Genomic DNA, 21,992 nt, shown 5'->3' on the forward strand with positions numbered 1-21,992 from the left:
TTATCAATCAAAATTAACTGGAGGCCTCGCCCGGAATCGAACCGGGATACAAGGATTTGCAGTCCTCTGCGTAACCATTCTGCCACGAGGCCTCATAAAAATATAAAGATTGTCAATAAGGGAAGGTAAAGCATCAGTCAAGGCAAAGGAGTTTTTTCTAACCTTTTTTCATTCATTTAACATTATAACTTTGATATTTAAAAAATTAAAGTAATTTTTCTCTTTGCAAATCAAAATTGCTTTGCTATAGCCTTTGTAAATTAGGTGATTACATACTGTTCCTCGGTAGCTCAGTGGTAGAGCAACCGGCTGTTAACCGGTTGGTCGCTGGTTCGAATCCGGCCCGGGGAGCCATATTGTTTTTTTACTGAAATAACTTCTTGTTTTTATTACCTTTTTTAAAAGGGAGGGATTCATATGTAATGTAAGGGAATAGAATTTCACATTCTTCTTCTACAATGTATAGCGAATCAATATATTTTTCTTAATTAATTTCATTTTCTATTTCCAGCCATGTAATTACCCTATTTACAATTTTTTTATTTTTTTCTGTTCAACCTTCTTTCCAAAATAAAAAAAACTCTTGCTAAAGCCATAAAAAACTGCTAAAATCCCTATCATCAATGGCAAGAATTAATCGACTTAGCACTTTATTAAAGTAAGCTGATTTCATATTTAAGAAAAAATACAACTATTATAACAGTATAGTTGTTTTATTTATTGCACTTAGATAATAATTTATTCGATGCTATATGGCATTAAGTTTAGTAATGTTTTGCAAATTTGCGTTATTTATTTCACTAATTTTCAGAACACAATGGCTTCGTATATTTTGTTTTTTTAAGTTCCAATGAAAAGTTTCTACTTTGTGATTGTGCAATTCTACCAGTAATATTCAAGTTTTTTTCCTAACTTTAGATTTTTTAAAATGGTATTTCTTATTAACTTCTTGCTCGTGAGTTGTTGGTTCAGTTGGTTTTTCCGGCAATACTGCGAACTGAGGAGGAATTTCTTTGCGTATTAATTTTATCCGAATCAAGCGCTCTATAGCAGACAAACGTGCGCGTTCTACCTTTTCATCAAAAAGCGTAATAGCATTACCAGATGCACCATTACGTCCTGTACGACCAATACGATGCACATAACTTTCAGCATTATCTGGCAAATCATAATTAATAACATGGCTAATTCCTGGTATATCAATACCACGTGCAGCAATATCAGTTGCAACCAAAACTCTTACCAATCCTTCACGAAAATTTTTTAACGCACATTGCCGAACATTTTGCGATTTATTCCCATGGATTGTCGCAACAGAATATCCTGCTTTTTCCAAACTACGCGCAACAGAATCAGCCCCATGTTTAGTACGTATAAACACAATAACTAAAGCTAAAGCGGGATTTGTCAAAAGTTTACTTAAAACACTCTTTTTTTCACTTGTAGAAACACAATACAGTATTTGAGTAATTTCTACAGCAGTGGTTCCTTGAGGAACAACCTCTATTTTTACCGGTTCCTTAAGTAAATTATCTGCAAGGACATTAATTTCTTTCGGCATTGTCGCAGAAAAAAGCGCTGTCTGACATTTTTTATGCAGAAAGTTTGCAATTTGTCGCACATCATTAATAAAACCCATATCTAACATACGATCAGCTTCATCTAGAACAAAAAAACGTGACTGAGAAAGATCAATATATTTACTACGGATAAGATCCATTAAACGTCCAGGTGTTGCAATCAAAATATCCACACCTTTTGCCATCCGTTTAATTTGTGCCAAACGCGACATTCCACCCAAAATCAAACAATTTGAAAGATGAGTTCCCTTTGCAATAGCACTAATTGCTTCCTCAATCTGAACAGCAAGTTCACGTGTAGGAACCAAAATTAAAGCTCGTGCAGTTTTAGGATGACGTTTATCACCTAAAGTTAAAATTCGGTTCAAAATAGGTAAACTAAATGCCAATGTTTTTCCCGAACCAGTTTGTGCAATCCCTAAAATATCATGTCCTTTTAACATTACTGGGATAGCTTGTGCTTGAATAAGTTTAGGTTTTCTAATACCAGCAGTAAATAGGTTTTTAACTAAAAGAGATGATAAACCTAGCTCTGCAAAAACATTTTTTTTACTTATACTCAAAACAAAACTTCCCTAGCTCGATAATTATCAACAAAATCACAAGCTAAACCACAGCATTCAAAAACTCATACAAGAGTAGAGTCCTAATATTTAACTTCGTGGACCAACGCTTGAAATAAAACAAACCAATATACATCCCCCTTGAGCATTTTATCAAAATAAGATATATAAAGCCTTTTTTTTGCAAAGACTTAATTAATCAATACAAACGTTTTAATAGGCAATATCATTGGATTAAAATAAAAAGCAAGTACCTTGCAAAATTATTTATTTTTCTATTACTATTTCCTTCGGCATATTCATTCCATTAAAATCAGGATAAATTTCCAAAAAAATTGTATTTTGTACAGTCTTCTGTCCTCCATAAACCAAAGACCATTTAGCATTATCAAAAATCGCTAAGGTTTTATATTTTATGATACGATTCTTTGTCTCAAGCATAGTTGGAATCAAAGCATAAAAAGTATCGTTATTAATCTGCTTATAGTCTATTTCTGTTTCATCTAAACGATAAGCATCAGTAGGTAGACCTTCAAACTGAGTACGGAGTTGCTCAAGGAAATTATTTCGTAAACTATCCTCTGTTGTGTTTAACCGGCTTGCTATTTCTTTATAAAGCCGATCAGGCATGTGAGCAGTAATAATAGAAAAATTTCTATTCTTCATAGCATTATTAATATCAACAACTAAACTTGAAAGCGCAGTTTTTTGCATTATTGTTGGCTCAGCTACTACAGTATATGTTCCAATACCTAGTAATAAAAACAAACTCAGCATAAAACAAAAAATGGACTTCACTTCTTATATCCTTTTGTTCAGAAAAATTTTCAAATTACAAAACAAAATAATTCTTGCTCATCTACAATATTAAGATATGATTAATAAAAATCTTTAAATTCTCCTTCTAAAATAGAGAAATTAATATTTTTTTCAAAAATAACCAATGAAGAAGCAAAATTTCTAGTCGATTTTTAAAGATAATAAAAACATACAATACCATCATCAGAATGATAATTGAGCCCAAAATTACATAACCTGTCAAAACGTTTTGAAAAACTAAAATAAAATATCCATCTGAAAATATAAAATCTGTTCTTTAATATTCAAAATTAAAATTACCACCTGAAACAATTAGAAAATTTTTTTCTCTTAAATCCTAGATGAAAAATACTTTATAGCATCAATCGACAAAAATCAGCTATCTTAAGAACAAGATTTCCAAAATTTAGTTATATACTAAACAAATTTACCCATAACATGAATTATTTTCTCATGTGACAATATCAAACAGATTTCCCTTAAATCATAAGGAGATAAATTCTCTGTAAAAAATTTTATTAAAAGTCGAACACCTTATCTTTTAATTATTAATCCTTGATTCAATAGAAGATATGTCTTATGGAAAACTGTTCGCGGACGTGATGAAATCGGTAAACATAGCAGACTTAAAATCTGCCGGCCTAAAGCCTTGCGGGTTCAAGTCCCGCCGTCCGCACCACGACATCTGAATTTCCCCTTATTTTTCAGTGATTATTAAAAATCATAAAAAATTAAATCACCTTTTGAACCACCTTTCGCAACTCGATTATAACGCTATCAGACGGCACCACGATGCTGCTAAAATGCGAATCATTGCTACTTTTTGAGGTACCTTTTTAGCACTTTGACCTCCTCCTCATCTTTTAGGACAATTATACTGAATCTCTTTCAGTTTTTTTTGGCTTCAATATAACGATCAATTTCAACAAGATCCCATTTTAAATAACGTCCTTCTTGTATAGGCTTAGGAAAAGCTCCGACTCTTACAAGTTCTCTAATGTAGGTCATTGACATTCCGAGATAAATTGAGAGATCTTGTATATTGACAAGCCGTTGCAAACGCATCTAAGATGATATCATAGTCATATTCATCACTTGATATATCAAGATGGCTGGCTGAGTTTGGAATTGGGATATCGGATTTGAGATAAATGAGGAGTTCCTCCGTAGGCTTGATTTCCATGAGTTCACAGCCCTGCTTTTTAGCTTCTCGTAAGGCACGAGCAATAGCTGTTTGTGTTATGGTAGGAAGGCCATGCGCCATGTTTTTCTCCTTACATTGAGATGCAGCTTACCCGTGGCGTGAAGCACGCATGTTTTAAAAGTTTTTAAGAAAGGGCGGGGACGCTGGGGGGGATGAAGGCGGGAGCGTCCCCATAACTTTAAACAGCCTGAGCTGTAATCTGTTTTATCTCTTGTTCGATTTCTTCTAAAAAAGTTTCAACCGCTTGATTGATGGCTTCAATCTGTTCATCATTGCGATGAATACGCTGAACCTTAAGACGCAAGTGAGCAGATTGCCCTGAAAACCGCGGATCATAGCTCACAAAATCACACCACTGACGTCCTGTACAAGCCATTTGAAAGTGCATTTGTGCTAAATATTCTGGTTTGATTTTCTCTGTTATCCAGAAACGAAGGTGGTTTACAGACCGGGGACATTTAATTTCAACTAATCCGTTCTCACCAACGAAACCATCAGAGCTTGCACCGACCATTTGAATTGTAGGATGTTGAATGAAACCACATTGAGTGACCTCTGTATCATAAATGAAGGCATATTCTTTGAGGGCATCCTCTTCATATTCAATGCCCCGTTGCATAGCAGATGTTGTATAAGAATGGCTTATTTCACCGACTAAGCGTTCTGTCATGAGTTTGATTTTATATTCTTCATATTTGCTTGTGGGCAATCCTTTCGCTGTCTTATTGAGGAGGTTATAAATATTTGAAGTGGTGACCTTCCCTAAATGTGCTTGAAACCATTCTGCAGTTCTTTGCTTCATTTCAAACCGCCCTTTGTTCTTGATGATGAATACTGTCTTGACTGTAAGTCTCATCATAGTCATAGACGATTTCAACAGGCTGTTGTTCTTGAGAGGAGTGCTTCTCTCTTTTTTTCTGTAGGAGACGCAAAACAGTCTGTCCTTCTTGAAGAGAAAGATCTGTTATATTTCTGACATTTGCAAAGCTCAAAACTTTTGTTTCATCTGTTTGTGTTTCATGCATGAGGCTTTGGATTTCCATGATCATTTCCTCGGAGACAGGCTGCCTTTGTGAAGGGGAGCTCTGATTAATCCGTTCCGCTTCATCTTCATCATAAATACCGGAAAATCCAAAAGTATAACGAGCACATTGGATGACCGCTTTATGACGCAACATCCGTGCAGGATATTTCTGCCATGGGTCTGTTTTTTGTTTACACTCGTTGAGATATTCAGTGACCTCAATAGGATCTTTAATTTCTTTCAAACGAATAGCACATTTGATGGCGATCAGATTTCCGTACTTATCAAGTTGATCTTGAAAAGTCATCCCGTCAAATTTAGGATTTGATTTGATGATTTTGATCCATCCATCAATAGAGACAACAGGAATAATACCGCCACCTCTTTTAGGAAGAGCGTAAATCTCTTTTGTGAGCGGATTGAGTCCATAAGTATTAGCGACGGAAATAAAAGCAGCAAATTCTTCATCAGAGAAGTTATGGCTGATACAGGTTTTAACAATGGTTTTACGAAACTCTTGTTCTGAGAAGCCATATTTTTGCGAAATAAGGCTTAAAGGAGAATGTGTCATGTTAAAGACTCCTCTTTTAAAGTACATCAGAGAGTCTGAGACGGTGCTGCTCTCATAAGTGCCATAGATCTCATCATCAATTTTTTGATCTTCGAGATCTTTTTTAAAAGCTTTATAGGCATCGCTGTATTCTACAAAAGGAGGAATATCGCTTTCTTCATCAAGCATCCAGCTGCTTTGATCTAAATATTCTTCAGCAATTTCTTCGGAAATATCTTCCCATCGATTTGTTGAGAGCTCGATGCGAATAATTCTTTCCACATCATCGATGCCAGATAAAAAGTTCAATACTTCTGTTTCATCATAAAAAGGACCAGAACGTGCAGTGTTTTCATTTTCATTACTGCACATTGCTAAAAGAATTTCATTTGGATTAATAAAAATCGTCTTTTTCATAACTTACCCCCTCTAATGCCTTGCGACAGTTCTTTGTGTTTGGTTTATGGAATATTCATATTTCATATTAAATGAAAAATTTAAATTATAAATTTCATAAAAAATGAAAAATCTACGTATGGAAGCTAATAGTGGATAAAGAAACACTAGAAAAACTTTGGAAATGTGGGAATAAAAAAATGATAGCTGCTATTATTTTTTGTCTAATTGGCCAGAATTCTGAAGAATCGTTAAAACAGCTTGCTGAACTTCAGGCTTTGCTTGATAAAAAAGGCGAATAAATTGACTAGATTCCTCAATTAAAAAAGGTGGTATTTCACCAATGAAATTAATAATTTTTATTAATTCATCTGCTTTTATTGAGCGGTTTGTTCCTGAATTATTTAATATGCTAGTAAGAGTAGAGGGTAATATTCCTAAATGCTCAGCTAGCATTTTTTTGCTGCCATGCCCCTTTTTAGATAATTGCTCATTGAGCCATAATCTTAATTGTTCACGTTCCATGGAATAAAACTCTTTTAGATTGAATGAAAAATCAATGTTATAAATTCTGAAATTTACACTTGATAAAATTCATAATTTATGAAATATTGTTATTATGAGACAAGAACCTGCATATACTATTATACAATATTTGGGAGGGGTTACTAAAGTTGCACGCATTTTACACAAATGCAAGGGAGCTGTTTATCGCATAACTTATCCTAAAAAAAGAGGCGGTTCTAATGGGTTATTTCCTGCAACTTATCAAATACAATTACTTCATTATGCTCGTAAAAATAATATTGATCTACGTTCGGATGATTTTTTTTATCCTGAGCGTTTGCAGTCATTAATTCAAGAAAGCTCATCCCGCCCACTGACATTTTGTGATGATGTTTCTGTTTGCAGAGATGAGTGTGAGTGCAACGATATGCAAAGGCTTTAGGGAACATGATAATGCAATTACAGTATGAAGAAAGGAAATAAAGATGGATTACGGTTTGGCAGGAATGATTGTGTTTTTTATGGCCAATGTAATCATGTTTTTTGTTGGTTTTTATGTCTTTCGTAAAAAAATACAAAACTTATCTTATACTTTTTGCATTTTAGAAGATTCAGTGACAGAAATGCATTTTCCAGATGGCAGCACAATTGTTTTTAGCGATTTTGATTAGGATTTTTCTCTTGATGAAAATGATAATTTAATAGCTAAAAGTGTTTTAGGACCATCATTGTCTATAAAGGCATATAGTAATGCGTACGGTTTCAAAAAGCGTTTCATAGATAGTTTACAGAAATACACACGATCTGCGCACTTAGTGCAATGAAATGAGGCGTATAGTGTATTTTAAGAGGTGCACCGGCATATAGGTACGGATGCAGCACGTGTTTATGGCGGCTTTAAAGAAAGCGACGACAGGAAAAGGAAATGCTTCGAAAGAAGAGATGATAGAGGCAATGTATTCCAAAGGGCATGTGCCTTGTGATTATAATGAAGCAGATGCTTTGGCAATTTTATATTTAAAGAAAGAAGGGGAAAAATATGTCCAGTAAATTACCTTGGACGAAACTTTTTGCAGATAAGTGGATTCTTGATCTTGCTTGTTTATCTCCCATTGAATGCAATGTTTATATCAAATTGCGTTTGCAAATGCTTTATACTGGAGAGCCGCTTTTAAATGATATGAAAGTCTGGGCTAATTACACTGGCTGTTCAGTAAAAATGTTTATGAAAGCGTTAGATGTTTTATTAAAAACAGGTCATATCGAACGTTTAGATGATGGGTATTTATGGAGTTTACAAGTTGCAGAAGAACTCAATAACTCCAATGAGAGTTTAGAGAAGGTATCGAAAACATCTCGGTCAAAGAAATTATCGTAGAGAGCACAAAAAGCAGCGCAGGCAAGGTGGGAAAAACATAAAATGATGCTTGTGATGATGCTAAAACGATACTTAATGATGCCTATATATATAACATAAACAATAACACTAACAATAACAGTTATAATAAAAAAACTAATACTATCGTATTATCAAAAAAGAAATTTGTTCTGAAAGTTTTTAGAGCCTATCGATTTGGTTGATGAGCCAACAGAGGTTCGTGATTGCGAAAGCCAACCAGAGCAAATCGCAACGGATGTAGAAAACCAACCTCCCATTCACGAGCAAGAAAACATTCCAAAGAAAACCAAGCGCGTTAAAACCGATAGAGGTTGTCGCTTGCCTGCTGATTTTGAACCCGATTACGATTTCGCAATCGAAGAAGGCATACCTCCAGAACGCGTGAAAGTCGAAATTGCAAAGTTTCGAGATTATTGGAATGCGAAAACAGGAAAAGACGCTACCAAACATGATTGTCAAGCAACCTGGCGTAATTGGGTTCGTAGAGTGATCGAAAAATTAGAGGAAAGGAAGAATTATGAACAACAACGCTCTCAAGGCCAAAAAAGCGTTGGGGAACGGATTGCAGACAGTGTCCTTAATATCGGCGCTCGAGGATACTTTGGATCAAGTTCACAGCATGATAGCACCGGGTTTCCCCTTGGTTTTGGTGGATGGCATTCCGTTGACGAAACAGCAAGAAACGATAGCTTTAGAGGGTTATGATCGGCTTCAAGAGTTGTTTGCGGTGAAAGCCGACAAAGAGGATATCTCTAAGGCTCTTCGCATGCTTTCCTGTGGTTTGAAAATTCCACAGCGCTCAGATTATGAAGGTATAGCGCTTGCTTATGGCATGGCTTTAGAAACGGTTTCATCTTGGTCACTGATGAGAACGGTTAAGCGGATTTTAGGCGGTGAAATTGATGGTTTATCGGATACGTTTTTTTCTAGCACTCGTGAGCTAGTGAAGTTGTGCCATGCTTTAGAAAACGAGCTTTTATCCAAAGCTAATTTAGTTCGTAAAGCCGTTATGAAGAGCTGTGAAAGAGGGAAAGCAAATCCTCTCAGGCTTGTTGAAAAGATAGAAGCTGAAAATATTTTGAATGGATTTGGAGAGAAGGTTTCAACAAAATAGTAAAAAGTAGTGATCATTTTGTGATTGGATATGTGTTTAAATCGATAGAAAAGCACCATAGAAAGAGATTTGATCGTTTTTTAATTCACGTTGGCAACATAAAAAGCGCTGTGTGGTCAAATTTGAATCAAACAGAGCATAACGCAAAAATAGGAAAAAAGATGCAGATTTTAAATTTAAAACAGTTGTTCTTAACAAACAGTCAACAGCCGATGCAGAAGAAGTTTGTAACAACGACAGTTGGTCATGTGCCCTGGGGAGATGGAACGGCAGAATATTTTTACAATCTCACGAATATGAAGATGGCACGAGAGTGTGTGAAAAGTTTGATGGTGGGCAGTATTACACCATACCAGAAAATGCGGATTTCAGTACCAAAGCGCAGGTAAAGGCCTGGATCTATGGTGGAAATGTGCCACGGAATATTCTGAATATCGAGCCTCTCATAGAGGAGGTGAACAAAAACATCAAAAAACATTCTGTAAAGATGGTGATGGACGATCAAGACGATGAACCAATGTTGAAAAAAATGGATCAGGAGATAGAGAAAGCTCTTCATCAAGAATTTAAGAAATCCAAAAAAAAAAGAAAAGCATTTCAAAATAAATTGGACAGTGCTAAGAGGTTATCGAGTGTATGAATAAGGTGTGAGGAGCTACTGCTGAATCTGTTCAAAAATTATTAATTTATTACAAAATTTCTAATAATCTCTTATTTAACAATGAGCCCTTAAGAGAAAAATATTATTTTTATTTTAGGCTTCACAGTTATTTTGGGTAGGTGTTAAAGTGATTTGCAAATCTAAAGCATTTAGAACACTAAGAAAAGTAGAAAGTTTTGGATCACCTTTAACGTTTAAAAGAACGATAAAGAGACCCCCGGTTTAGAACTGTTTCTTGAGAAAGAGCTTTCATCCCTTGTTTACGGGCAATAATGCCTAGGACATGTGCAATATAGCCACTATGTTTAGTTTCTAAAGCATCTTGTAATAAGATCTTGAAATCTTCAGGTGTTTTAAAATATTCGCTGGCGTTAAAGGGTGTTGTTTTCATCATTAACCTCTTTTGCTAACAGAAGAGCTTTTTCAATATCTTTTTGTTGGGTAGATTTATCGCCCCCATTTAATAATAAAATAATTTGTTTCCTTTGTTTTGAAAAATAAATTCTGTAGCCGGGACCATAATCGATTTTTAGTTCACCAATGCCATGAAAATATTTCACATCCCCTAGCAAACTATATTCAAGATGTAAAATACGTGCTGCAATCCTCTTTTGTGTTTGTTTGTCTTTTAAGGAATCTAACCACTTAGAGAAATATAGCGTTTTTCTAACAACAAACATTTGTCGCTTATATGCGACAAGAAAGATTAGAATTTTTTGTTCCAATGATGAAAGAAAATAGACTTTCATAGAGGATATTTTTTTGAAGATCGATAAACAACAATGAAATGATGAACAACAGAACAAGAAGATAAATAAACTATTATTTTCAGTTATTTACAATGTTTTTCTATTGAAGAACAGAAAAAATATTCTATAATAAATACGGGTAAAAAGAGTATTTTCCTGTATAAAAATTATGCTTCAACTCATTGCTTATTTTCCTTTTAAAAAGATACAAATATGCTGAACAAAGTGACATTAATCGGGCATCTTGGTGCTGATCCAGAAGGAAAAATGATGCTTTCTGGTTCAAAGATTGTGAATTTTCGTATAGCTACTTCGCAGAGTTATACAGACAAAGAAACCAATCAGAAAATAAAAAAAACCGATAAGTGACCAATGATGTCATTAATTGCCTCAATAAGCATCATCACAACCAATAAAATCGTTATATGGGATAAGTGCACAATTATGTAAAATAAGAGAACTCAAAACAACCGCCGAAGGTTTATCACAACCCTTATTTTTCAAAATTGATAATTTAACTAAAGATTAATACTTATCTCATCAAAGATCTATATTCATAAATCCTTTTCTTATGTGGCGAATAAGATACTTTTTTATCATTTATAATAACTGAGTTCTTATCAAACCTCTCAAAAATAACTTCATTCTTCTTGTTAATAATTTCATTTTTAGCTTCCGGATTTGATTTTATATACTCATTAAGCCGGTTTACACTTTGCGTATGTTTGTAAAAAGTGACTGGAAGATACTTATCTAACTGATCATAAGATACAAAAAAAGTATCTGATTTATATAAAACACCGTTAATATTATCTCTATGCAATCTTTCTAATTTATCAGCTTCATTATAAAGCTTTTTAGCTAGAGCCAAACTAATAATCCCACACTCAGAATAACTCCGTTGAATATCCATTTCCACTATAGAAAAATGACAAGGTAATCGACTTGCCTCAAGAGCTATTTTTACCTTCATCGCTAGAATCGCCGGTTTCATATGAATGAATGATACAGGTTCAAATAATATCAAAGATGTCTTGTTATTAAGAGTTTGATGATCAATTACTGAAAAATGAATTCTGTCATTCCCCACGTTAACTATCAATCTAGAAGATTGAATGTTATCATCTATTGTGTTTTGTATTAATATGGGAACATCTTCAGGTGTTGCAGAAAATTTAAGGTTCATCAGTGGATATTTTTCGTTTGCTCTCTTTATCAGAGTAGGCATCATCTCGAAATCCAACTCTTCATAACACATATCAAACCAACTACCATGAATAATGTCATTCTCTAGACGCGTAACATTAACTTCCAATAACGAATCTTTCCAAAAGATAAAATTGTATTTTTTCCTAAGTACAGCCTTTTCCTTTTGCTCAGATACAACATTGTTTTTATTTTTTTTTGAACGAAGGATTTTGTTTAGTGAATCTCTCAGATTGAACATAAATTAATTTCCATATCCAGAATTAGCATTGAAGAACTAATTTCACATTATGGCTTTACAATGTTGTGCATTAATCTCTTTCTCGTTCTAAAAAACGAAGAGATAAAATTTTTCTTTGAAAACTAAGCTACTTTCGCGATAGTTTTTTTAAACTTGATTCATAAGCTTGTTAACAAGAGATACATAATTTAAAAAATCTATCATAATCATCAGAATCTTAATGGCATTTGGTATTTTATCTTGACATTTTGTAATTAACGATTTTTCCTGTTCCATTTGATCTTTGAATGGTAATCGTAGGACAGTCCATAAGATCTTTCTTGGTATTTATCCTGATAAGATAATAAAAAGCGTTTGAGACACGACGATAAAGACAATTATGACCATGTAAATAATGGATTCAATCGTTTCGTGGCACTTCTACATTTAGCCACTTCAATGAAATCAAACAAACAACCAGAGCGCTTTAAATTTTCAAATAGCTTCTATTGTTGAAATTAATTCAACAACCATATTGTACTTTCCTCTCTATTTTTCCTATAAATATATCAAAAACCCTATCATTCATTCTTCCAAGTTTGAATACTAAATCCATGAGACCACTAATTGCCTTGCAAATCGTTGGCATTCGATAAAATACTGTTATGCCTATTTGCCTTTTTCATTATGCTCTAATCATAAAAAGTTCTTTGCCATATCCAAAGCGAGATATTAGTCTATTATTGCAAAAATTTTAGATTTCATACTCTCAGATTTTTCGGACAATAAATCTTATGTCCTTATGAAATCTTTATCCTCTTCAAATTTTTATTGACGTATATACTCTTTCATCCAAATAGAGAAATCTCTTCCTAATTGCCAAAATGCATTCAACTCACTTTTGCTAACCGTTTAAACCGTTTCTTAATCAATCGTTTGTTCTGATATCTTTAAGAGATTACCATGCGAAAATTCATAATTTTTAGATCAGAGGCTATCATCTTTCCTTCCAGGTCAACGCTAAAATAACCAATTAAAATTACTCTATTAAGCGTGGTTCTAGATATCCATCATATTTGCACTGTATACAAAAATATTATAATTCTTTATATATTATTTTCAATAATATAATAATATTCTTTAAAGAAAGAAATTAAATTTTATAAAAGTGAATAAATTTAATTAAAATAAGTTATTAATAATTTGATTTTATAAGATTTTTATCTTTTTATTACTCTCATCGATGAGCAGCTTGCTATTAAGCACGTTTCTAGGCACTTGCCCTCTCATAAATCCACCCTTTTACCTGCGCTTTGATACTATAATCTACAGCAACAGAAATATCATGATCTGGTATCCTTAAAACTCTTGTGCCACCTTCATACTCATAAAAATTACAAAAATATTCAATCGCCCCAATATCCGATGTCAGATGACTTACTATTATTTCTATGAACTTTTTTCATTTGAGATTTACATTGTGTTAAATAGAAATGTTTAAAAACCTGCATGTTTCTTCTCATACCTTTAGTTCCATTTTTCTCAAATTCGATTGCACAACAGATTTCTTTCTCTAATTCAATTAAACCTCAAAGCTTGCTCTTCCCATTTAACCCAGTTTTTTAAGATTCTTCGTAATACTATCTGCATACCTTTGCATCTCACTTTAAAAGTTTTCAAAATAATAATAAACTCAGCTGCTAATGGCATAAATGTCGGATTTAAACCGTCGACTTTCACTATCAACGCATTTTTAGTTTCTATTTGCAGCGCCTAACTTTTTACGGCTTCGCGCATAAACAATGTACAAATGCTATGAATTTGCCATTTGAACCCAATCAGCTCTTAAATCTACTTGAAAAAACAAAATATAGTTTTAGCTTTTTTTCTGTGACTTTTTTCTCAAGAGTTTAAGATGCATCATTAACCAAAAATGTAACCTTCTCCATTTATGCAAATCGATAGTTTTCGTTTCAAGAACCAAAGAAACAGTGATTTGTTTTGCCATCTTTGAATCAAAATTTTCATATACTGTTTATATTTCTATCTCAGATCTGTGTTGTGAAATTCCCATCCAAATGATTCACTTGATAAAAACTTTGTTTTCCATAGCTTTTTTACTTTTTTAGTTTTTCAACCACATTACAAATCCAACTGCCAGGTTACTAGCCAACCAAGCTTTGTGATATCTTTTCTTGCCTTGACACTCCAGTAACCTGGAAATTCAACCAACCTCGGCTTTCACGGTCTCTGGAACATACCTTCCTGTATTGCAAAACCTTAATCAGGCTCAAAATTAACTAGTAAGCAACAGCTATTCAGTTTGAGAATTTTGTCCTTTTTCGAAACATTTTCTTGCTTATGAGTACAGGCCAACTCTTAAACAACGTCATAAAGAATTTTGAAAGCACTTAATAAAATTTTTTGTAAAATTATCGATAGCAGTTTTCTAACTCATCCATTACATCAATACCCATAAGATATAGAATAAAGTATCATAAACGAAATTGATTTTTTACTTGTAAACAGGTGATTGATTTTCTAATGAGCACTTAATTGGATCTGAAAGCTTCTCGCAACCACGAGGCTCTTCTTTCTTATAAATCTGATCCTTAATTTCTAAAATCTTAAATGTCTTTTCTTTTTTTATTATAATAATAGTTTTAGTTTTTTCTTTTTATTATAATTGTTAATATTATTTTATTGTAGCAATGACTTCATCATGACCTTCTGATAAATTACCTTTATACTTATATCTTTTCACATTAGCAGTTTTTATAGCTTTTCCCAAAACCTATTTAATTCTTATTGCAGTTTTCTAATACTGCTTCGACTTGTGTATTCTATAAATTTTCATTATTCTAAGTAAATAATTAATTTTTTCAAATGATTTTAAAAGTTTGTATTAACTAACCAATGATGCGTGTTAAAATAGAAGTATCCTCACAAACCGGTTAACAAACTTAATACATGAAAACATTAAATATACTTACATATAGTTTATCTCAAATCTACGCCATTTTTTTAAATTCACTCTTCAGAGTAGTTTAAGAAATACCTTTTAATTATCCTTAATGTTATCAAATGGAATCTAATGATGCAAAATTGCGGATCAAAATTCTCCTTCGTATTTATAAAGTTCTTCCACTTCAATAAAATCAACTACGCTATCTGAGTGTTTCAAATCTTCAAAAACCTTTTCTTTAAATTCAGCAACGAAACCTACTCATAGAAAACTTTTTTGCCATATTTCAAATGATATAATGTTTATAGTTAGGTCTCCTGCTCTTGAACAGCTGTTCATTCCCAAAATATTTCAATGAAAATGCAAGCACATATTTTAGCGAGTGGTAATGTTTACATTATAGCGTTTCATTTTGATCGCTTGCAATTGTTTATCCACTTTTTTGAGTTTCTTAATGGTTGTAATAATGGTCTTTCCTTTACTTATTGATACGCCCAATTTTTTAGCAAAGTACTCACAGTCACCATCATAGAGTGCTTTCCATTGACGTGGAGAAAGACGAAAATTAATTTTAGCCATAAAATTATATAAATCTTGATGTTTCAAAGAAACACCTGACTCTAAAGTTTTCTCTAGCATACTTTCTGGCAAACTAAGAATGTTTTGAATCTCATGGCTGGGCATTTCTACCGTGTGTTCACAACGCTTTCTTTTTTCCTGAAACTTCTTAAGAATTTCACACCTAACACCTTTTACAATCTGCGCATAATCTTCAACTGCATTAGCAAGTTTATCACAATTGCCTTTAAATGATTTAAACATCAAGTTTTTAATATAATTTGTGATTTTCGATTTGTGATTTTCGATTTGTGATTTTCGATTTGTGATTTGTGTAACAAATGCTTTATAAGAATTCGGCTTTGTATTAATTAATTCCATAGCTTTGTTCAGCGCTTTTGAATCATTATAAACAAGTTTTGAATAATGCTCAATTTTCTCTTTTTGCTTTTGAACAGAGATATGTTTAACGAGATTTTTAACAATTTCATCTTCTGTCAAAGGAGCTATTTTTTCTCCTGGGATAAAAATATTTTCAAGGTTTTTAGTGCTTGAAACTGTAAAAGTAAGCTCATCATTAAGCTTTAATGTCCTTAATTGTTCTGGTGTCAAATGATCCTTATTGCATACAATGCAAATACCTTGTTGTATTTCTATTACAACACAATCTAAACTAAAGTCTTTACAACGTCCCGTATAGACTACATCTTCTTTTGGCGCCATAATGATGTATTCTGACAACTTTGAATAACCAACCCTTTTTATAAAGTCCTTTAAAATAAGTCTCTTTTCTGGATTGGAAATATCTTCAAACATATGTCGCATAGGCTCTAAATTTCCATCTCGCATTGCCTTAACACAAACATCCGTCATACGTCTTTGTGTCACGACAGAGAAATCAATCTGATGCCCTGCAGCTTCGGCAAGCTTAGAAAAAAACATTCGCTGCGTACGTCCATTACCTTCTCTAAAAGGATGTAGATAATTGATAGCATTAAATAACTCTGTTATCTGATTTACAAATTCTTCACGTGATAAACCCTGTAAATTATTCTTCTCAACGAGTATTCGGTCTACCTTTTCTAAGCCTTCCTGTATTTCTTTACCAAATGCGAAAGTGAAATTGCAATCTCCCTTTCTCAGACATAATGCCGAGCAACTTACACCATCTGAAAATGTAAACAAGACATTACGGGTCCATCCAGCCCATTCAAATGTATTCTCAAATAAACGCTTATGCAAATACTTTAGATAGTTAGAATCAAACCGTTCTGGACAAGGTTCTTTCTTCAAATTAACAGCTGCCTTTGCTGTATCATGCGCACATCTCTCTAAGAAAAGAACAAAATCCGTAATATTATATTTATTTTTTAGCACATCACTATTAGGATAGAGAAAACCTTTGTGTAGAGGCGTAGGAAATTCTTCTAAAGTTATATTTAAACTTACCTGCTTCGTCTTTTTCATAGCTAAAGCCCATAAAATTAAATTTCTAAAATAAACCCTTCTTTGTCTATTCTTCTAAAATTTCAAATATTTTAAGATAGAGAGCAATTCCTTCTCCTGCACACAAATTTGATAGTATGTTTTTATTCTCTATACTATCTTTATACTAAATACCAATAAAAAGCGCTTTCCTTCTTTCACGAGAAAGACAGCGTAAAAATCAAACAAATTTGCTAAAATTAATGGAAAAGCTCCGAACTAATAACATCTAAAAACTTTATCATCTTATTAATGATTTATATTCAGCAATCCTTTTTCTATGGGATGAAATAGATACATTTTTCTCACTGACCAAAATTGAATTCCTACTAAACCTCTCAAAAATAGTTTCATTTTTTTTGTTAACAAATTTATTTGCAGTCTCTGGATTTGATTTCACATATTCATTAATACGTCTAATACCTTGTGCATGTTTGTAAAAAGTAACTGGGAGATATTTATCCAATTTATCATAAGATAAATACGATTTGCGATCACATAAAACACCGTTAATATTATCTTTGTGTATTCTCTCTAACTTATCTGTCTCACGATACAGTTTTTTGGCAAGAGCCAAACTGAAAATCGCGCACTCAGAGAAACTTCTCTGAATATCCATCTCCACAATAGAATAATAACAATCAGGCAATTGAGAAGCTTCAATGACTCTTTTCATTCTCGATATAAGTATATTTGAAACCTCATGATCAAGCTTTGTAGCCTCAAATAATATCAAGGAAGTCTTTCTATCGATGGTTTTATGATCTATTACCACAAAATGGGGTATACTCCCATTTAGTACATCCGTTATAAACCTCGAAGACTGAACCCCATCATTGATAGTTGTTTTGATCGATAAGCAAAGATCTTCAGATGTCATAGCAAGTTTAAGATTCATCGCTGGATATTTACTGTTTGCCTGCTTTATTAAAGCAGGCATCATTTTAAAATCTATGCTCACATAATCTTTTCTTATCCAACTCCCATCAGTTATGTCATTCTCCAAACGAGTAATAACACCTTCTAATACCTCTTTCAAGATATCATTTCCCTCAGTTAGGAATGGATCATTGGCCCGATCAATTAAATTTGATAACTGAAACATAGTATTAACTTTTGTATCAAAACCGAGCTTTTGAATATTGAATTTTGTATTAACTAATTAGGTGACATCTTGCATTAAGAAACTCCACGCACTTAAGATAAAGCCACGCTTTAAATTTAAGCAACTTCCATTACACTCTGCTACAATCTTATTTTAGTTTTTTAATTCTATCTTCTTTTTTAAACTTAAAATCTCAAAAAGACGCATATAGATAATAATCAAACTGAAAGAATGTAAGACTCTTTTTCAATTTAATAAGCTAAATCAAAATTTATAAGCTACACCAACACGAAAATCATTGGATTTATATTTAATTTCAAATTTTTCTGTAAATTTCTTTTTATTAAAATCTGAATAACGGTACTCCGCACGTAAAATAAGATTATCGGTCATTGCAAGATCTAAACCACCGCCCACGGTAAAACCAATCATTGTTTTTTCTTCAGATATTGAAGAAAAATCTGATTCTGATTGTGGTAATACCTTGTTCTTAAGAAGTTGTGCTGCCGCTTCTAATATATAAGAATTTTTAAGATGTGTATAAGCAACACCACCAGCAAAATAAGGCATGACACGATCAAAACCAAATCCGACACGAATCCGTGTAGCACCAACCCATTTTTGTTCTACAGTTTGTTTTAAACCCAAAAATTCCTCAATTGGAGATACTATGTTATTAGTGTCAATTCTTTTTTTAAGAAGCGTTAAAAAATTATTTACATCGATAGATTTTGTATCCTTTGCACTCGACCAATTAATATCTGTATCAAAACCTACAACAAGCCCATTGTTGATATCAACATTCGAACCCGCATAAAGACCACCTATAACACCCGAAAGTTTAAGTGATGAATTATTTTTAAACAAAAATTCTTTTTTTTCACCTCGAGGGCTCAGATAATAGGAAGCATTCGGACCTTCAAAACCACCAACATGCCCACCAAAATAAAAACCTGTCCATGAAAAGGGAGGAAGAGAAATGACCGGTGGAACAGTAGATGACTGATAGGGAATTACAAAATCTGCTGCCTGCGCTACAGAAACTGAAAGTAATGCAAAAATAGATGTTGTTAAACGTTTCATATAAAACTCCAAAAACACATATAGAATACGTAATGATACATTTTTTTCAAATTAAAGTATGTAGTAAAAATAATACAATTACAGAAAATAATAATAAAATATCGCTGAAATTTATCATTTTCTATAGTTCTACACTGAAGCACTCAAGCATTAATCAATATTATTTTTTTTATTTTATTAATAACGTAATGATCTTTAAAAAAGATAATCTAATTACAAAATAATTTTTTCGAGTGCTTAAACAAATAATTAATTAAAGCATTTTCTGTAATTTTAATTACTACCATAAATTAGGATCTTTTAATAAAGTAAATATGCTATACTCAAAATGAAATTAATTTACCTTTAGAAAGATATCACCTGTCAGATATTAATTAAAATTGTAAATTATTTTATTCAATTCTAATCTCAATCAATATTTTCTAGAATTTCTTGCCTAAGATTTCTGCTTTTGCTACAGAAATCCATAATTTGATGATTAATAATTCATTACATAATAAATAGTGCTTTTCGACAACTCCATAAGAGTATTTAGATACTAAAATATAATAATTTATCGTTACACTTTCTTGAAGAGATATCCAAATATTGAATAGATAAAAAATTTATACCAATAACTGAATAAAACGCTGAACAGTTTCATGCATTCCATATTCTAATGCATCAGCGATAAGTCCATGGCCAATAGAAACTTCATTAATCCAATGAATCCGATCAACAAGAGCAGGAAGATTAGCAATTGTCAGATCATGGCCTACATTAATATTTAATTGTAATTGCCTCGCCTTCTGTGCTGCTAAAACTAATTTATCTAACTCTTGTGCTTGCTTTTTTTCATCATTAAACGCACCACCATAGGATCCAGTATAAAATTCTATACAATCAGCACCAATAATTTTAGCAATATCGAGACCATCTAAAACTGTATTAGCGAATAATGACACACGAATATTTTTTTCTTTTAAACGCCGAATAATAGGTGCTAAAAATTCTGCATTGCTAGCAAAATCCCAACCATGATCAGAAGTTGACTGATCTGGAGCGTCGGGAACAAGAGTAATCTGATCAGCATATTTTTCTGCTAAATCTAAAAATGTATCACTTGGATAACCTTCAATATTAAATTCAGCATCAGGAAAAGAATTATTTATTAAAAAACGTATATTTGGTAAATCAACAAAACGGATATGTCTTTCATCCGGACGTGGATGAACCGTCAAACCTGCTGCACCAGCAGAAAGTGCTATATAACCAATATTTTCAATGCTTGGCCATGGAAGATTACGCCTGTTGCGCAAAACAGCAACAGCATTAAGATTAACTGAAAGTTTAATTGCCATACACTATCCCATTTCTATAATATTCTGACATTAAAAAGAAATATATCTTAGCATAATAAAACAATAAAATATTCTTGCGCTATCGAACAACTGTTAAGCGCTCTGCTGCTCGTGTAATTCCGGTATAGAGCCAACGTGCGTACATGTCACGAAATGCAAAACTTTCATCAAATAAAACCACATTATCCCATTGAGAGCCTTGAGCTTTATGGACAGTTAACGCATATCCATAATCAAAATCATCATATCGTTTTTTTAATTGCCATGAAACTTGACTATTAGGATTTTCAAAAATTACTTTTAGAAGTTTAATTTTTGCTACGCCACGTTCACTATCTTCTGGTTTAATAATAAGATTTATACCTGGTTTAACAGTCTCTTTTTGTGAAGTCAGAACTTTCCATAAAGAGCCATTCAACAAACCTTTAGTAGGATCATTTCGTAAACATACAAGTTTGTCTCCAACCTGCGGAAAATTGATTGTAAATCCTTTTAATTCACGCAAACGTTTATTATAAAGGTGACGTGTTCGATTAATCCCTACTAAAAGCTGATCTGCTTCCATTACTAACTGTTGATTAAACTCTTTACGAGTAATAACACGCGCCGAACCATAATCTCCATAAGCAATATCACGTCCCTCACGCACATACATAGCCAAACGAATAATTGGATTATCACGTGCTTGTCTATGAATTTCTGATAATAGAAAATCTGGTGCACTCTCAGAAAAAAAACTACTCCCCGATATCGGAGGTAACTGACCAGGATCACCAAGAACAAGAATTGGTGTTCGAAAACTCATTAAATCACGTGCTAATTGCTCATCAACCATTGAGCATTCATCAACAATAACAAGTTTAGCTTGTGCAACCGGACTTTGTCGATTCAATGCAAATGTTGGAGCAAGCGATGTTTTACCTGTCACTTCATCAGAAACTTCTTCTTCACCGCGAGGGCAATAAATCAATGAATGAATGGTACGCGCATTACTCGCTCCCTTAGAACGTAAAACTTGAGCTGCTTTACCTGTAAATGCAGTAAACTGAACAGGACCATCAACTGTTTCAGCAAAATACCGAGCAAGTGTTGTCTTTCCTGTTCCTGCGTAACCAAAAAGACGAAAAACAGGTGACTTACCATTTTTCAACCACGCAGCTACAGCCTTTAACGCATTATCCTGTTCTGTTGAAAACTGCATGACCTATAAAATAAGATTCGCATAAAAAGTTCAAGCACTCTAAACAAACATCATTGTAAGAAACAGCTTATCTGCACAGTATTCTCTAAGCTACAATTCATTATTGCCACACTATTGGTGTATTCTATGACAGATTAAAACACACAAAACATTAACAAATTGATTAATTTTAAAATCTTCAATCATTTCAAAAATGAAGCGACTAAAATAAAATTTTAAATCTGGATTTGTAATGCTTTTCACTTTTCATACAAATATTTGTT

Annotated in this window: 16 protein-coding genes, 3 tRNA genes and 5 pseudogenes; 9 read left to right on the forward strand and 15 right to left on the reverse strand. The window is 32.9% G+C overall.

The window, feature by feature from the left end:
• Window positions 1-18: 18 nt before the first annotated feature.
• A tRNA-Cys gene (locus tag BJB63x_RS03895) sits at window positions 19-92 on the reverse strand.
• Window positions 93-279: 187 nt separating this feature from the next.
• Here BJB63x_RS03895 and BJB63x_RS03900 point away from each other — a divergent pair.
• A tRNA-Asn gene (locus BJB63x_RS03900) sits at window positions 280-354 on the forward strand.
• 541 nt (window positions 355-895) lie between these two features.
• Here BJB63x_RS03900 and BJB63x_RS03905 read toward each other — a convergent pair.
• Both BJB63x_RS03905 and BJB63x_RS03910 read right to left on the reverse strand, forming a co-directional pair.
• Entirely contained in the window at window positions 896-2,143 is a 1,248-nt protein-coding gene (locus BJB63x_RS03905; RefSeq protein ID WP_078719091.1) for a DEAD/DEAH box helicase, read from the reverse strand.
• Window positions 2,144-2,410: 267 nt separating this feature from the next.
• A complete protein-coding gene (locus tag BJB63x_RS03910) occupies window positions 2,411-2,941 on the reverse strand; it encodes a hypothetical protein (RefSeq protein WP_078719092.1) in 531 nt (176 codons plus the stop codon).
• A gap of 614 nt (window positions 2,942-3,555) precedes the next feature.
• Here BJB63x_RS03910 and BJB63x_RS03915 point away from each other — a divergent pair.
• Window positions 3,556-3,641 (forward strand) — tRNA-Leu (locus BJB63x_RS03915).
• Between the two features lie 315 nt (window positions 3,642-3,956).
• Here BJB63x_RS03915 and BJB63x_RS03925 read toward each other — a convergent pair.
• The 4 genes from BJB63x_RS03925 to BJB63x_RS03940 form a co-directional block, all read right to left on the reverse strand.
• On the reverse strand, window positions 3,957-4,226 hold the full coding sequence (locus tag BJB63x_RS03925) for a hypothetical protein (protein WP_236823840.1): 270 nt from the start codon (window positions 4,224-4,226) through the stop codon (window positions 3,957-3,959).
• A 118-nt stretch (window positions 4,227-4,344) separates the two neighbouring features.
• The gene (locus BJB63x_RS03930; RefSeq protein WP_078719093.1) at window positions 4,345-4,968 is read right to left on the reverse strand and encodes a lambda exonuclease family protein; all 624 of its coding nucleotides are present in this window, start codon (window positions 4,966-4,968) and stop codon (window positions 4,345-4,347) included.
• Window position 4,969: 1 nt separating this feature from the next.
• Window positions 4,970-5,761, reverse strand: coding sequence for a phage recombination protein Bet (bet, locus tag BJB63x_RS03935; protein ID WP_078719540.1), 792 nt, complete (start codon window positions 5,759-5,761; stop codon window positions 4,970-4,972).
• A 588-nt stretch (window positions 5,762-6,349) separates the two neighbouring features.
• Entirely contained in the window at window positions 6,350-6,661 is a 312-nt protein-coding gene (locus tag BJB63x_RS03940) for a transcriptional regulator (protein ID WP_078719094.1), read from the reverse strand.
• Between the two features lie 94 nt (window positions 6,662-6,755).
• Between BJB63x_RS03940 and BJB63x_RS03945 the strand changes: the two genes are divergently transcribed.
• From BJB63x_RS03945 to BJB63x_RS03970, 6 genes and pseudogenes are all read left to right on the forward strand, one after another.
• Entirely contained in the window at window positions 6,756-7,085 is a 330-nt protein-coding gene (locus tag BJB63x_RS03945; RefSeq protein WP_078719095.1) for a hypothetical protein, read from the forward strand.
• 43 nt (window positions 7,086-7,128) lie between these two features.
• A complete protein-coding gene (locus BJB63x_RS06670; RefSeq protein ID WP_236823841.1) occupies window positions 7,129-7,314 on the forward strand; it encodes a hypothetical protein in 186 nt (61 codons plus the stop codon).
• 177 nt (window positions 7,315-7,491) lie between these two features.
• Window positions 7,492-7,693: pseudogene (locus BJB63x_RS03955) on the forward strand (hypothetical protein); the annotation flags it as partial.
• A pseudogene (locus BJB63x_RS03960) lies at window positions 7,683-8,747 on the forward strand (hypothetical protein). The pseudogenes BJB63x_RS03955 and BJB63x_RS03960, both read left to right, overlap by 11 nt.
• Window positions 8,707-9,156 (forward strand): hypothetical protein, encoded by a 450-nt coding sequence (locus tag BJB63x_RS03965; protein WP_236823842.1) that lies wholly within the window; start codon window positions 8,707-8,709, stop codon window positions 9,154-9,156. Before BJB63x_RS03960 ends, BJB63x_RS03965 begins: the two are co-directional and overlap by 41 nt.
• A gap of 161 nt (window positions 9,157-9,317) precedes the next feature.
• Window positions 9,318-9,637, forward strand: a pseudogene (locus BJB63x_RS03970) (hypothetical protein); the annotation flags it as partial.
• A 273-nt stretch (window positions 9,638-9,910) separates the two neighbouring features.
• Here BJB63x_RS03970 and BJB63x_RS03975 read toward each other — a convergent pair.
• Window positions 9,911-10,208 (reverse strand): annotated as a pseudogene (locus BJB63x_RS03975) (addiction module antidote protein).
• Window positions 10,189-10,497, reverse strand: coding sequence for a type II toxin-antitoxin system RelE/ParE family toxin (locus BJB63x_RS03980; protein ID WP_078719542.1), 309 nt, complete (start codon window positions 10,495-10,497; stop codon window positions 10,189-10,191). The pseudogene BJB63x_RS03975 and the gene BJB63x_RS03980 overlap by 20 nt, the downstream one beginning before the upstream one ends.
• A 282-nt stretch (window positions 10,498-10,779) precedes the next feature.
• Between BJB63x_RS03980 and BJB63x_RS03985 the strand changes: the two are divergent.
• Window positions 10,780-10,929: pseudogene (locus tag BJB63x_RS03985) on the forward strand (single-stranded DNA-binding protein); the annotation flags it as partial.
• Between the two features lie 169 nt (window positions 10,930-11,098).
• Here BJB63x_RS03985 and BJB63x_RS03990 read toward each other — a convergent pair.
• The 6 genes from BJB63x_RS03990 to BJB63x_RS04020 all read right to left on the reverse strand — a co-directional run bounded on the left by BJB63x_RS03990 (window position 11,099) and on the right by BJB63x_RS04020 (window position 21,729).
• Window positions 11,099-12,013, reverse strand: a complete 915-nt coding sequence (locus tag BJB63x_RS03990; RefSeq protein ID WP_078719097.1) for a YopJ/AvrA family T3SS effector serine/threonine acetyltransferase — start codon at window positions 12,011-12,013, stop codon at window positions 11,099-11,101.
• A 3,319-nt stretch (window positions 12,014-15,332) separates the two neighbouring features.
• The gene (locus BJB63x_RS03995; protein WP_078719098.1) at window positions 15,333-16,982 is read right to left on the reverse strand and encodes a BID domain-containing T4SS effector; all 1,650 of its coding nucleotides are present in this window, start codon (window positions 16,980-16,982) and stop codon (window positions 15,333-15,335) included.
• Between the two features lie 259 nt (window positions 16,983-17,241).
• Entirely contained in the window at window positions 17,242-18,039 is a 798-nt protein-coding gene (locus tag BJB63x_RS04000) for a YopJ/AvrA family T3SS effector serine/threonine acetyltransferase (protein WP_236823844.1), read from the reverse strand.
• 330 nt (window positions 18,040-18,369) lie between these two features.
• On the reverse strand, window positions 18,370-19,188 hold the full coding sequence (locus tag BJB63x_RS04005; protein ID WP_078719100.1) for an outer membrane protein: 819 nt from the start codon (window positions 19,186-19,188) through the stop codon (window positions 18,370-18,372).
• A gap of 605 nt (window positions 19,189-19,793) precedes the next feature.
• Window positions 19,794-20,528: a pyridoxine 5'-phosphate synthase gene (locus tag BJB63x_RS04015; protein WP_078719102.1), complete on the reverse strand. Its 735-nt coding sequence runs from the start codon at window positions 20,526-20,528 to the stop codon at window positions 19,794-19,796.
• Window positions 20,529-20,607: 79 nt separating this feature from the next.
• Entirely contained in the window at window positions 20,608-21,729 is a 1,122-nt protein-coding gene (locus tag BJB63x_RS04020) for an ATP-dependent DNA helicase (protein WP_078719103.1), read from the reverse strand.
• Between the last annotated feature and the right edge of the window lie 263 nt (window positions 21,730-21,992).

Source organism: Bartonella sp. JB63, from assembly GCF_002022665.1.
In the GTDB taxonomy this organism is placed as follows: Bacteria; Pseudomonadota; Alphaproteobacteria; order Rhizobiales; family Rhizobiaceae; genus Bartonella.

Coding starts and splice junctions, on each gene's coding strand:
- BJB63x_RS03945 (WP_078719095.1), top strand. CDS start 6,756: ATGAGACAAGAACCTGCATATACTATTATACAATATTTGGGAGGGGTT.
- BJB63x_RS03995 (WP_078719098.1), bottom strand. CDS start 16,982: ATGAAAAAGACGAAGCAGGTAAGTTTAAATATAACTTTAGAAGAATTT.
- BJB63x_RS03930 (WP_078719093.1), bottom strand. CDS start 4,968: ATGAAGCAAAGAACTGCAGAATGGTTTCAAGCACATTTAGGGAAGGTC.
- BJB63x_RS03990 (WP_078719097.1), bottom strand. CDS start 12,013: ATGTTCAATCTGAGAGATTCACTAAACAAAATCCTTCGTTCAAAAAAA.
- BJB63x_RS04020 (WP_078719103.1), bottom strand. CDS start 21,729: ATGCAGTTTTCAACAGAACAGGATAATGCGTTAAAGGCTGTAGCTGCG.
- BJB63x_RS03980 (WP_078719542.1), bottom strand. CDS start 10,497: ATGTTTGTTGTTAGAAAAACGCTATATTTCTCTAAGTGGTTAGATTCC.
- bet (WP_078719540.1), bottom strand. CDS start 5,761: ATGACACATTCTCCTTTAAGCCTTATTTCGCAAAAATATGGCTTCTCA.
- BJB63x_RS06670 (WP_236823841.1), top strand. CDS start 7,129: ATGGATTACGGTTTGGCAGGAATGATTGTGTTTTTTATGGCCAATGTA.
- BJB63x_RS03925 (WP_236823840.1), bottom strand. CDS start 4,226: ATGGCGCATGGCCTTCCTACCATAACACAAACAGCTATTGCTCGTGCC.
- BJB63x_RS04015 (WP_078719102.1), bottom strand. CDS start 20,528: ATGGCAATTAAACTTTCAGTTAATCTTAATGCTGTTGCTGTTTTGCGC.
- BJB63x_RS04005 (WP_078719100.1), bottom strand. CDS start 19,188: ATGAAACGTTTAACAACATCTATTTTTGCATTACTTTCAGTTTCTGTA.
- BJB63x_RS03940 (WP_078719094.1), bottom strand. CDS start 6,661: ATGGAACGTGAACAATTAAGATTATGGCTCAATGAGCAATTATCTAAA.